Source organism: Fusobacterium sp. JB019 (genome assembly GCA_030673965.1).
GTDB lineage: Bacteria > Fusobacteriota > Fusobacteriia > Fusobacteriales > Fusobacteriaceae > Fusobacterium_B.
The window spans coordinates 33,357-46,481 of record JAUTCN010000007.1 but is presented as its reverse complement, the minus strand read 5'-3'; the positions used below and the strand labels follow the sequence as shown (position 1 = coordinate 46,481).

General features: G+C 28.6%; 14 protein-coding genes. 2 read left to right on the top strand and 12 right to left on the bottom strand.

What is annotated here, in order from left to right; translation table 11 throughout:
• Positions 1-27: 27 nt before the first annotated feature.
• From iolD to Q7K47_05815, 6 genes are all read right to left on the bottom strand, one after another.
• A complete protein-coding gene (gene iolD / locus Q7K47_05840; protein ID MDP0506742.1) occupies positions 28-1,959 on the bottom strand; it encodes a 3D-(3,5/4)-trihydroxycyclohexane-1,2-dione acylhydrolase (decyclizing) in 1,932 nt (643 codons plus the stop codon).
• A 229-nt stretch (positions 1,960-2,188) separates the two neighbouring features.
• Positions 2,189-3,784 (bottom strand): solute:sodium symporter family transporter, encoded by a 1,596-nt coding sequence (locus tag Q7K47_05835; GenBank protein ID MDP0506741.1) that lies wholly within the window; start codon positions 3,782-3,784, stop codon positions 2,189-2,191.
• Between the two features lie 52 nt (positions 3,785-3,836).
• Entirely contained in the window at positions 3,837-4,631 is a 795-nt protein-coding gene (locus Q7K47_05830) for a 5-deoxy-glucuronate isomerase (protein MDP0506740.1), read from the bottom strand.
• A 36-nt stretch (positions 4,632-4,667) separates the two neighbouring features.
• Positions 4,668-5,687, bottom strand: coding sequence for an inositol 2-dehydrogenase (gene iolG / locus Q7K47_05825; protein MDP0506739.1), 1,020 nt, complete (start codon positions 5,685-5,687; stop codon positions 4,668-4,670).
• Positions 5,688-5,927: 240 nt separating this feature from the next.
• Complete coding sequence (locus Q7K47_05820) at positions 5,928-6,776, bottom strand: class II fructose-bisphosphate aldolase (protein MDP0506738.1); 849 nt, start codon at positions 6,774-6,776, stop codon at positions 5,928-5,930.
• A gap of 3 nt (positions 6,777-6,779) precedes the next feature.
• Positions 6,780-7,934, bottom strand: a complete 1,155-nt coding sequence (locus Q7K47_05815; GenBank protein ID MDP0506737.1) for an iron-containing alcohol dehydrogenase — start codon at positions 7,932-7,934, stop codon at positions 6,780-6,782.
• A 141-nt stretch (positions 7,935-8,075) separates the two neighbouring features.
• Between Q7K47_05815 and Q7K47_05810 the strand changes: the two genes are divergently transcribed.
• Positions 8,076-8,825 carry a DeoR/GlpR family DNA-binding transcription regulator gene (locus Q7K47_05810; protein ID MDP0506736.1) on the top strand — a complete coding sequence of 250 codons (750 nt, stop codon included), beginning with the start codon at positions 8,076-8,078 and terminating at the stop codon, positions 8,823-8,825.
• A gap of 15 nt (positions 8,826-8,840) precedes the next feature.
• The gene (mgsA, locus tag Q7K47_05805) at positions 8,841-9,212 is read left to right on the top strand and encodes a methylglyoxal synthase (protein ID MDP0506735.1); all 372 of its coding nucleotides are present in this window, start codon (positions 8,841-8,843) and stop codon (positions 9,210-9,212) included.
• A gap of 30 nt (positions 9,213-9,242) precedes the next feature.
• Here the strand turns inward: mgsA and Q7K47_05800 are convergent, their stop codons facing one another.
• From Q7K47_05800 to Q7K47_05775, 6 genes are all read right to left on the bottom strand, one after another.
• Positions 9,243-9,497 carry a SemiSWEET transporter gene (locus Q7K47_05800; protein ID MDP0506734.1) on the bottom strand — a complete coding sequence of 85 codons (255 nt, stop codon included), beginning with the start codon at positions 9,495-9,497 and terminating at the stop codon, positions 9,243-9,245.
• Between the two features lie 107 nt (positions 9,498-9,604).
• Entirely contained in the window at positions 9,605-10,357 is a 753-nt protein-coding gene (locus Q7K47_05795; protein MDP0506733.1) for a YebC/PmpR family DNA-binding transcriptional regulator, read from the bottom strand.
• 56 nt (positions 10,358-10,413) lie between these two features.
• Complete coding sequence (locus Q7K47_05790) at positions 10,414-10,974, bottom strand: 5-formyltetrahydrofolate cyclo-ligase (GenBank protein MDP0506732.1); 561 nt, start codon at positions 10,972-10,974, stop codon at positions 10,414-10,416.
• The gene (locus tag Q7K47_05785; protein ID MDP0506731.1) at positions 10,967-11,551 is read right to left on the bottom strand and encodes a uracil-DNA glycosylase family protein; all 585 of its coding nucleotides are present in this window, start codon (positions 11,549-11,551) and stop codon (positions 10,967-10,969) included. Before Q7K47_05785 ends, Q7K47_05790 begins: the two co-directional genes overlap by 8 nt.
• A gap of 8 nt (positions 11,552-11,559) precedes the next feature.
• Positions 11,560-12,342 (bottom strand): MBL fold metallo-hydrolase, encoded by a 783-nt coding sequence (locus Q7K47_05780; GenBank protein ID MDP0506730.1) that lies wholly within the window; start codon positions 12,340-12,342, stop codon positions 11,560-11,562.
• On the bottom strand, positions 12,342-13,124 hold the full coding sequence (locus Q7K47_05775) for a VacJ family lipoprotein (protein ID MDP0506729.1): 783 nt from the start codon (positions 13,122-13,124) through the stop codon (positions 12,342-12,344). Before Q7K47_05775 ends, Q7K47_05780 begins: the two co-directional genes overlap by 1 nt.
• Between the last annotated feature and the right edge of the window lies 1 nt (position 13,125).

The window sequence follows — 13,125 nt, the reverse complement described above, 5'->3', positions numbered from 1 at the left end:
CTTAATTCCCCCTACTTTTATGTTATTTTAATAATCTCTTGTTTTCTTTAATTCTTTTTCTAAATTTCTTGTTGCATTTTCAACTTCTTTTCTATTAGATACTTGAGCATTACCAACTCTCCAGAAAGCTTCATATCCATCTGTCATTGTTTTTGGTAAAACTTTTATATCTATTAATGTAGAAACTTCTTGTTTTTTAGAATCTTCTAAGGCTGCCAATAATTCTTCTTCTGTTTTTACAGTATAAGTTTTACATCCGTACCCTGCTGCATTCTTAGCAAAATCCATTTTCACTAATTCTCCAGTCATTGTATCTGTTGTATAATCTCTATATCTCATTTCTGTTCCAAAACTTTCCATTCCATGACCCATTTGAAGATTATTAATACATCCAAAAGCCATATTATCAAACAAGATAATATTAATTTTCTTTTTCTCCTGTATTGAAGTTGGTAATTCTGAATGTAACATCATATATGCTCCATCCCCAACCATTGTATAAACTTCTCTCTTATCACCTACAGCAAGTTTTGCACCTAAAGCAGCATTAACTTCATATCCCATACAAGAAAATCCATATTCTACATGATATGTTTCTGGAACAGAAGCTTTCCACACTCTTTGTAAGTCTCCTGGCAAACTTCCTGATGCTCCAACTATTACTGAATCTTTAGCTATTTTTTTATTTAAAAGTCCTAATACTCTTGTTTGTGTTAAATAAGAACCTGTTAATTCTCCAAATTCTTTTAAAACATGTGGTAAATGACCTTTGATTTCTTCTTCATATCCTTCTTCAAAATAATTAGTTTTATATAATCTTTCTAATTCTTTTTCCCAAGCATTTTTAGCATCTTTTATTTCATCTTTATAGTTACTTTTATAAGAATCTAATTTTTCTATTAATTTTTCTAATGTTTGTTTTGCATCTCCTATCAACGCTAATCCATCCATTTTTTCTGCATCAAATTCCCCTATATTTATATTTAAAAATTCTACTTCTTTATTTTTAAATAACCATTTTGAAGCAGTTGTAAAATCTGTATATCTCGTTCCTACTCCTATAATTAAATCAGCTTTTTGAGCTATTAAATTTGCTGCTAAATTTCCTGTAGTTCCCATTCCACCTAAATTATAATCATTATCATGAGTTATTGTACTTTTTCCTGCTTGTGTTTCCCCAAAAGGAATATTAAATTTTTCACAAAATTTCTTAAATATTTCTCCCGCTCCTGAATATCTAACTCCACCACCACAAACTAACATTGGATTTTTTTTGCTTTTTATTAACTTAACAGCTTTCTCTATTAATGTGTCTGCTGGTAATGTTCTCGCTATTGTATGAACTCTTTTTTTAAAAAATTCAACTGGATATTCATAAACTTCCCCTTGAACATCTTGAGGTAAAGCAATTGTAACTGCTCCTGTATCACGAGGACTTGTTAATACCCTCATTGCATTTATCATTGCTGTCATAAGTTGTTCTGGTCTATAAATTTTATCCCAATATTTTGAAACTGGTTTAAATGCATCATTTACTGTTATAGACAAATCATGAAATTGCTCTAATTGTTGTAAAACTGGATCTGGTTGTCTACAAGCATACGTATCTCCTGGTAAAAATAGAACTGGTATTCTATTTGCTGTTGCAGTTGCTGCTGCAGTAACCATATTCATTGCCCCTGGTCCTACTGAAGAAGTACAAGCATATATTTTTTGTCTATTGCTTTGTTTTGCAAATCCCATTGCTGCAAGTCCCATTCCTTGTTCATTTCTACCTTGATGAACTCTCAAAGAATGTTCTGTATATTTTAACGCTTCTCCTAATCCTAAAACATTTCCGTGACCAAATATTGTAAATATCCCCTCTACAAATTTATTTTCAACTCCATCAACCTCAATATATTGGTTATCTAAAAATTTTACTAAGGCCTGTGCCATTGTTAATTTTACTCTTTCCATATTCTTCCTCGCTATACAATTTTTTTATAAGGGCATATATAATATGCCCTTAATATATAATTACAGTATTTCTATCCACCTAATCCTAATAACACTAATTCTAAAACTAACCAAAACATAGCTATTTTTCCCATCATATTAATTCCTTTAAAATCATCTTTTGTTAATTTATCCGACATTTCAAATCATCTCCTTAATATTCATAATTAATAATCTAACTTAAATTTTATTAATAATGTAATAATCCTATTCTCGAGAACATTACATAATATAGAACAAACACTATACAAATTAAAGCTGATAAGTGATATCTATATTTCCAAGGAGTCATTTCAACTGGAGCTTCTTTTCTTTTAAATGTGTATGGTTCTGGTCTAGGATTTTTCTTAGTCATCCATACCATTACTAAAATTTCTATTGGAAGCATTATTCCAAGTATATGTAAGAAATTTATATCTGGTTTTATAATTTCATATAATCCATAGAAAACCATATGAACTAGCATTGCTGCCTTTGCTGATTTAGCTGTTGCTCTCTTTGTAAAGAATCCTACTAAAACTACTGCAAATAATGGTGCTGAATAGAATCCGTTCATTTCTTGTAAGAATCCATATAATCCACCTTTGAAGTACATTATGAAAGGAGCTACACAAATAGATAATATTGTTAAAGTTATACCAACTCTTTTACCCATAGTAATTACTTTCTCATCACTAGCATCTTCACCTTTAGCTTCTAATCTTGGTTTATAAAGATTTAAAGCAAATATTGTTGAAGTACTATTAAGAGCAGAGTTAAATGAACTTAATATTGCTCCAAATAAAACCGCTGCAAAGAATCCTATTAATGGTTTTGGTAAAACTAATCCTACTAAAGCTGGATAAGCTAAATCTCCATTTGATAATCCTGGAATTAAATGAAATGCTATTACTCCTGGAAATACTAATATAAATGGTCCTAATAATTTCAAGCATCCTGCATATAAAACCCCTTTTTGTCCTTCTTTTAAGTTTTTAGCTGCAAAAGTTCTTTGAATAATCATTTGATTTGTACACCAGTAATATAAGTTATTAAATAACATTCCTGTAAAAATTACTGCAAATGGTACAGCTGAATGTCTATCTCCTATTGTATTTAATTTTTCTGGATGATTTATAAATAATTGAGAAACACCTGCTGCAATATTTCCATGTCCTAATTTCAATAAAGCTAAAACTGGTATCAATAATCCACCTATTAATAAACCTACTCCGTTTAAAGTATCCGATACAGCTACTGCCTTCAATCCACCTTTTACAGCATATATTGCCCCAACTATTGCTATTACCGCTACTATTAAAGCTATTGTTGCAAAATAATTTAATCCTGTTATTTCTTGAATGTTGAATAATTGATTAAATACTATTGCACCACTATAAAGAACTGTTGGTAAATAAGTTAAAACATAACTTACAACAAACACTACTGATATTATTTGTCTAAAACTATGATCAAAACGTTCTTCTAAAAAATCCGGAACTGTTGTAATACCTGCTCTTAAATATTTTGGTAAAAATATAAGTGCAAATAGAACCAATGTAACAGCTGCCCCTATTTCATAAGCAATTATAACCATAGAACTTGAATAAGATACTCCATTTTGTCCTATTATTTGTTCTGATGATAAATTTGTTAACATCAAAGATCCTGCTATGAAAATACCTGTTAAATCACGTCCTCCTAAAAAATATCCATCATTTGTTTGTGTATCCTCACCCTTACAAATACGATACGATAAAAAAGCTACTAACAATGTGAAAAATAAAAACGAAATTACTGTAAACAAAACAACCCCTCCTTATTTTATGTTACACTCGCCCAAGAAGTAACATATATATTTATTTATTTGGCCATATCTTAGCATTAGGATCTAATAACCAAGTATGAGCCTCATCATCAACCCTTTTCGTCCAAGGATTATTTTCTAGATGTCTTATCATCCAACAATAATACATCCCGTAGCCTGGTGCAGAAGTTTGAGGATGTGTTAATCCACCTTCTATTAATAAGGAAGAATTATTTTTTATTTTAAAAACATCTTCTCCTACAAATCCTGCTCCAAATCCTTGTGGCTTTGTAAATTTATAAAAATATACTTCTGGTTGTGGATGTGAATGAGGTGGATAACTTGACCATTTTCCAGGATAAGTTATGACTTCTCCCATAACCATATTAGAATAAGGTGCATTTTCATATTTAAATACATCTCTTACTAATCTTCTAGCTGTTCCATCCATACCTTCTTTTCCAAAAATATTATCAACACAATCTTTAGGAGTATATAATTTTGATTCAAACTCTTTTTCATTAGTTGTTTTTTGGATTCCTATTTCTGTTTCTTCAAAGAATTCAACTACAATTTTTTTATTCTTACAAACATGTAATACATAAGGTCCAAAATCAAAAACATTCTCTCTTTGAGCTTCACACTCTTCTTCATTCCAATAAAATTTTATTTTTCCTTGAAATAAAATTACTGCTATTTCCTTAGTTGAACTATATATCTCTAATTTTTCTCCTTTTTCCCCTTTATATATATCGAAATCCATTAACATATTTTGTGTATGGTCTTCTTCTTTTGTTACTGTATTAAATCCACTTACCAATGTATTATTTGGTTGATATTTAATCATTTTTGCTCCTCCTAAAATGTTTAAGACTCTAATTTTCTATTCTATATCTATTAATTTTCCTGTTTCAAATGATTCTTTACAAGCATAAGCTATCTTTGTACAATTAGTACCATCATAAACAGTTACTTCTGGTTTTCTATTATTTATTACGCAATCTACAAATTCCTTTAATTCATTAACATAAGATTCTTTGAATCTTTCTAAGAAATCCTGAGAACATTCTTTTCTAACTCCACTATTATCTAATATTTCAACTAGATTTTTTTGAGGAACACTTCCTATTCTTAAAATCCCTTCTGTCCCTATAATTTCACTTTCCACATTATATCCATGAGGTGCTGTTCTTCCTGCAAATAAAAATCCCATACCTCCATTTTTAAATTTCATAAGTGCTGATACATTATCTCCATCGTTATATTGTCCAAATTCTTGATGTTTATAACATCCACCTATTGCCCAAACTTGCATAGGTTCATCTTCCATAAACCATCTTGCTAAATCAATATCATGAACAGACATATCTAAAAATTCTCCTCCTGAATGTCCTGCATAAGCTATTGCCCCTTCAATACATGATTCTGGGTCTTGGCTATAAGATCTAAACATAAAAGGTTTTCCTATTTTACCTGCTTTTACCATTTCTTTGGCATATTTATAAGATGGATCAAATCTTCTCATAAATCCAAGCATAAATATTAAATCTTTTCCATATTTTTCAACTGCTTTTTCAGCTACTTTACATTCTTCAACAGTAGTACCTAATGGTTTTTCTGAAAAAACATGTTTTCCTGCTTTTAGAGCTTTTTCAATTTGCTCACAATGTAATCCTGATGGTGATGATACAAATACAGCATCTAACTCATCATTAGAAATCATCTCATCATAATTCTTATATGTATATTTTACTCCCCATTCTTTTTTAACTTTTTCAAGAACAATATCATCTAACCCACAAACTGCAACTAATTCAGCTTCTGGAATAGAAAAAGCTATGTTTTCTGCATGTTTAATTCCTAATCTTCCTAATCCCACTATTCCAAACTTAACTTTCTTCATTTCCTTTTAAGTCCTCCTTATAAAGTTTTAAAATACTTTTTGTTTATTTTTGGTTAATTCATTATCATGTTTTGAGTATATTACATTTTACAAAATTTGTCAAATTTTTTTTATTATTTTAGATTAAAATAGCCAGCTTTAACTATATATGTTTTGAAAGTACACATTTATAAAATGAATAATATAAAAAAAGAGAAGTTTATGCCCATAAAATGGTGAAAACCTCTCTGATTTTTTTCGTTAGTTTCTATTAATTTTTGCTGTTTTAAATATTTTTATATGTTTTTTTACGTTTTTATAAGCTCCTTGAACCTCTGTTTCACTCAATTCAAAGTAATTGTTAATTTTATCAATTTGATTTTCAACTTGATCATAAACTGATAAAAATGTAGCTGTAGCAACGTTTAATTTAGTTATTCCATTTTTTATTGTTTTTCTAAAATCTTCTTGTGATATTCCGCTTCCTCCATGTAAAACTAATCTTGTTTCTTTTAATGATTCATGTATTTTTTTTAAAATTTCAAAATTTAGTTTTGGCTCTTTTTTATAAACTCCATGAGCATTTCCAATTGCAACTGCCATAGCTTCTATACCTGTTTCCTCCGCTAATCTTAACGCTTCATCTAAATCTGTATATTTAATTTCATTTTTTTCTGTGCCATCTTCACTTCCGCCAACTACACCTATCTCAGCTTCTACATCAGCATCATATTCTTTAGCCATTTTTACAACTTTCTTAGTTAATTCTATATTTTCTTCCAATGGTAACTTTGATCCATCTATCATAACTGATGAAAAACCAAGATCTAAAGCTTTTTTTATAGTTTCTAATGTTAAACCATGATCCAAATGAACAGCAACTGGAACCTTAGCATTTTTAGCTGCTGCAACCATCATCGGTCCTATTAACTCCAAAGGAGAATAATTTAAACGTACTTCTGCTATTTGTAATATTATTGGTGTATCAAGTTCCTCCGCTGCCCTAATTGCACCTATTATCATTTCCATATTAGCAACATTAAAAGCTCCAACTCCATATTTTCCAGCATGAGCATCATCTAATAATGTTTTAGTTTTTACTAAAGCCATTTTTTAACTCCACAACTCTTTATAAATAGAGACTATATCTTCATGGGCCACAACTTTTCTAGTGTTTGCTGGACTTCCACTATCTAGAGCATCTTTAGCCATTTTATCTATATTTTCAAAAAATAAATCTTTATCTATATTTAGAGCTTGTAAATTAGGTATTTCTAATCTTTCAAGCAATTCACTTATCGCTTCTATAAATTTATCTGCTGCTTCTTCATCTGTCATTTTAGAATCATAAACCCCTATAGCCTTAGCTAAATCTACCAATCTATCTACTGCACCAGATTTTAAAAATTTTAAACATTTTTCAAGTAAAACAGCATTAGACAAACCGTGAGGAACATGAAATAAAGCTCCTATAGGTCTACTCATTCCATGAACTATTGTTACTGAAGAATTGTTAAAAGCAATACCTGCCTCTGTTGCTGCTGTTGCAACTATTTCTCTGCTTCTTATGTCTAATCCATCTTCATAAACCCTTAACAAATTATCATATAATTTTTTTACAGCTGATATAGCAAAAGTATCCGCTAAAGGAAAAGATTTTCTTGAAGTGTAAGCTTCGATAGCATGAGTTAATGCATCTACTCCTGTTGCTGCAGTTATTCCTTTAGGCGCTGTTAATGTGAATACTGGATCCACTACAGCTAATGTAGGAATTAATTTTCCTCCTTGTAATAACATCTTTATATTATTCTTTGTATCTGTTATAATAGTAACCTTTGTAGCCTCTGATCCAGTTCCAGCAGTTGTTGGTATAGCTACTAATATTGGAGGTTCTTTCTCAATAATTTTACCATTATAATCTTTTATATCTCCTGAATTAGTTATCATTGCCCCTATTGCTTTCATTGTGTCTATAGGACTTCCTCCACCTATAGCTATTAGAAATTCACATTTATTATCTTTATAAACATTTATCCCTTCTTCTACCATTTTATCAGTAGGTTCCCCGTTAACACCTGAATAAACAACATAATCCACACTAATTTCTTCTAACACATCTTGTAATTTTTTTACATTCCCTAATTTAATCATAACATCATCTGTAACAATTAACACCTTTTTACCAAAAGTTGATAAACTCTCTTTAGATAATTGTAATGCATCCTTTCCTGCTATAATTTTTTTAGGAATTTGAAATATATTCGCCATTGCTCCCCCTTTTAAAAATAACTTTTGATTATATTTTGATTATATTTTTGTTAATTTGATTATATTATTTTTTTTCTTATTTGTCAAAGAAAAAAAAATGTTGTATAATGATAATATAATTTTAAATGAGAGGTTGTGCTTATGAAATACGAAAGAACACAAAAAATAGAAGAATATATTTTAGAACATAAAACAGTAAAAATGGAAAAACTTTGTGAAGTTTTTAAAGTTTCTCCGAATACTATCAGAAGAGATATTAAAGAAATTCTAAAAAAAGGAACAATTGAAAAAGTTTACGGAGGAGTAACTGTTGCAGATAACTCTACATTAGTCTCATTCAAAGACAGAAGAATTATTCATCAAAATCTAAAATTAAAAATAGCTCTAAAAGCAAGCGAATTTGTAAATGAAAACGATATTATTTACATAGACTCAGGAACAACTACTGTCCATATGATAGAAGGACTTAAAAATAAATCTATTACTGTTTTTACAAATAATTTAAATTTTATAATTAAAGCTTTGCCTTATCCAAATATTAAAATAATCGCTTTATCTGGATCTCTTGATAGAACTGTTAATTCTTTTGTCGGGAAAGAATCTATTGAATTTTTAAAAAATTTAAATATCCAAAAAGCCTTTATGGCTTCTACTGGAATATCTATAAAGAATGGAATCACTAATGCTTCTATTAAAGAATCTGGAATAAAAAAAACAGCTATTAAACAAAGCTCAGAAATTTTTCTACTTATAGACAGCTCAAAATTCTCTTCTCTTGGACTTGTTACCTATGCTCAATTTGAAGATATTGATTTCTTATTAACTGATTCTATACCAAAAGAATATGAAAATTTCTTAAAAGAAAATAAAATAAAATTAGAACTTTGTTAATTTTTAGGAGGAAATATGAAAAAAAGAATTGCTCTTATCGCTCATGATAAAAAAAAGGATGAACTTGTTGATTTTGTAAAAAAACACAAAGATTTTTTTTCTAAATATGAGCTTGTTGGAACTGGAACTACTGGAACTAGAATTATACAAGCTACCGATTTAAATATTACTAGATATTTATCTGGTCCCCTTGGTGGAGATCAACAAATAGGTGCTGATATAGCAAACGAAGTCATACTTGCTGTATTTTTCTTCAGAGATCCATTGTCTGCAATGCCACATGAACCTGATGTACAAGCTTTAATTCGTCTATCTGATGTTCATAAAATTCCGATTGCTACTAACCGTGAAACAGCCGAATTATTAATAAAAGGTTTAAATAGTTAACAAAAAAACTACTGTTAATACAGTAGTTTTTTAGTTTCTTCTTATCTCTATTATTTTATAAATTAATATTATAAAAGATAAAAAGAAAGTTATTAAATTCGCAATAAAAACCGGTCTATCATTCATTAGAAAACCATATACCGCCCATAATACAACTCCTAAAACAAACATCGAATACATTCCTAAAGAAATACTCTTTGTATCCTTGGTCTTTATTACTTGCATAACTTGTGGTAAAAAAGATAATGTGGTTAAAACTGCCGCTATCAATCCTAAAGTTTCCATATCTCCCCCTTAAAATTGCAATTTATTACCTATTTTAACACATTTTTTATTTTTGTCTATAAAAAAACTTTCTAGATACTAAAATATCTAGAAAGTCATATTTTTTATTAATCAAGTTGATTTAAAATTTCTTCTGGTATATCAAAGTTTGAATACACCTCTTGTACATCATCTAAAGTATCTAAAGTATCATATAAAGCTAAAACTTTTTTAGCTACTGATAAATCAGTTATATTAACTTTATTTTCTGGTAACATAGTTACTTCAGCTTCTTCATGTTTATATCCTGCTTCTGTTAAAGCATCTAAAACTACTTGAAAATCTGTTGGATCAGTAATTACTTGATATTCTCCCTCTTCTTCCACTATATCTTCCGCACCTGCTTCTAAAGCTTCCATCATAAATTCTTCTGCATCTTTAACTTCTTCTGAAGAAATTATAATCTCTCCTTTTTTATTAAACATCCAAGAAACAGCTCCATCTGATCCTAAATTACCATCTTTTCTTGAAAAAGTGCTTCTTACTTCTGAAGCTGATCTATTTTTATTATCTGTTACAACATCAACTATAAAAGCTGTTCCTGATGGACCATAACCTTCATATCTAATTTCTTGATAATCTACACCTTCTAATTCTCCAGTTCCTTTTTTTATTGCTCTTTCTAATATATCTTTAGGCATATTTCCTGCCTTTGCCTTTTCTACAGCTAGTCTTAACCTAGGGTTAAATCCAGGATCTCCTCCACCTTCTTTAGCCGCTATTGTTAATTCTTTTCCTAATTTTGTAAATAAGCTAGCCCTTTTTTTATCTTGAGCTCCTTTTCTATGTTGAATATTATTCCACTTACTATGTCCTGACACAAAAATCCCTCCTACTTGTTAAAATCTATCTATTCTACATTTTAGCATAACATCTTTTATTTTTCAATGTTTAGAAAATTCAAAATATCATTTTCTTTCACTAGCATGTCTATTTTTTGATCAAATTCTTCTCCTAAAAAGTCATTTACCAATTGAAAATTATAAATTATCGATATTTTTAAACTTTTTTTATAAATATTTTTTGATAAAAATTTATCATAGTATCCTTTTCCAAATCCTATTCTATCTCCACTAGAATTAAAAACAATTCCAGGAACTATAATTATATCTATATTTCCTCTATATTCTTCCCCAAAAGGTTCTAAAACTCCAAACTTACTTTTTTTGTAAAGTTCATTATCCTCATAAACCTTTATCCCAAGATCCTCTACAGAAGGTAATAATACTTTTTTTCCCATTTGTTTTAAATTTTCATTAAGCTTTTTAGTTTGTACCTCATTTTTTATATCCATATAACTCATTATAACTTTTGCTTTTTTAACTTCTTCTAATTCTAAAAATTTATTAGTTATATTTTCGCTTAATCTATTCTTTTCTTCAAACAATAATCCTTCTCTAATTTTTTTTATTTTTGCTCTCAATTCTTTTTTATCCATTTATTTGTTCCAATTTATTTTTTATATTTTGTAAATCTTTCCAAAATTCCAAAGCAGCTTTAGATTTTCTTCCTGTATTTTCTCTAACTTTTTTTATATATTCTACATCATAAGTTATAAGAAACTCTATTCCACCTTTCCATTTATAAAATTTGCCTCTTTCTTTCCCCATATTTACTTCTTTTTTTAATACAGCTTCTGCTACACTTTGGCCAAAAAATATAATCACTTTTGGAGAAAGCAATGAAATTTGCATATCTAACAATTCTAAAATTTTAATTTGTTCTTCTTCAAACAAATCTCTAAACCTTAATTCTTGTTTAGTTAAAGTTGTTATAAAATAGTCTTTTGGTGAAATTTCTGCTAAATCGCATAATTTTATAAAAAACTCTCCACTAGAACCTATTTCAAATCTTAAATCTTCATCTTCATATAATTTATTATCATCCCCTATGAATAAAAGACTGCCATTTTTATTTCCACTTCCTAAAATAATTTCTTCCTCTGTTATATTTTTTAAACGTTCTAAATTTCCTATTTCAAATTTTAATTCTTCCCATAATTCTTCTTTGTTCATAAGTCCCCCTAAATTTTATACAATTTAGTTACCACATCTTGACTAGCAATTTCCACTGGTATATTTATTTTTAATCTATTTAACTCATCTAATATTGTTTTTGAAACAATTTTTCTGCTGTTACTATCTTTGCTCACATGAGCTAAATAAACTTTTTTTAATTTTTTATTGTAGGTTTCACAAATAAATTTTGCTGCATCGTTATTTGACAAATGCCCATTCCTACTTTTAACCCTATCTTTTAAATCCCAAGGATAATTACATTCCATAAGCATCTGATAATCATAATTTGATTCAATTACTATTATATCAGAGTTTTTAAAATATTCTCTTACTCTATTATCTATATAACCTATATCTGTAGAAATAGTTAAAACTTTTTTAGATTTTATCCCTTCTATTCTAAATCCAACTGTTCTTGCTGCATCATGCATCACATCAAAAGGTTTAACTTTAACTTTATCTCTAAAGAAAACTTGATCTATATCAATAAAGTTTAAATTTTCCTTTTTTATTTTTCCTAATTTTTTTCCACAAATATTATAACTTTCTTTAGTTATATATACTTTTAAATTATATTTTCTAGAAATAATTCCTGCCCCTTGAATATGATCAATATGTTCATGAGTAATTAAAATCCCTTCTATATTCTTAATCTCTTCACCTATTTCATTTAATCTTTCATTAATTTTTTTCCCACTAAATCCAGCATCAATAAGTATTTTAACTCCATCAATTTCTACAAAAGTAGCATTCCCTCCACTTCCACTTCCTAGTATTGATATCCTCATTATATTCCCTTTCCTTCTGAATAATATTTATTCTGCTTATCTAAAATATCTAAATATTTTTTATTCAAATATCTAAAATATTCATATTCAAACACATAATCTGTATCCATAAAATATATTCCCATATTATTTTTAGTATCTATAGCAAAAGCTAAAATTCCATACGGACTGGCCAAATCCATCCCTAAATAATCATAAACTCCTACTTGATTCAATCCATAAGAACTTATACCATAACAACTCAAATCTCTTACATTAGTTGGTCCTAAAAATGGAGCTACTACATACGATCCTGCCCCTACTCCATAATAGGCCAAAGTTCTTCCTAACGTTTCTCTATGCTTCGATAACCCTATCTTAGAAGCTGGATCAAATAATCCACCAATTCCAACCGTTGTATTTATTGCAAATCTAAAAGTTGTTTCCATCCCATCATAAAACCTTAATTGTAAAAACTCATTTATTCCTGTAGGTATTTCTGCAAAGTTAGAGAAAAAATTACTAATTCTTTTTTTTAAAAAATTAGGAGTATAATAATCATATCTACTTAAAACTGGATAAGATACATATCTATCAAACATCCCATTAAAATAATATATTCTTCTATTTATTGGTCCTAATTTATCACTCCCTCCAAAAAATATAGTCTTATCATATTCCATTTCTTCTAAATAATTAACTTTTTCTATTTTTCCATATCTATATCCTCTTTTTATAGATGAACAAGAAATAAATATTAAGGTTAAACATATTAGAAGTATCTTATTTCTATTTTCTTTCATA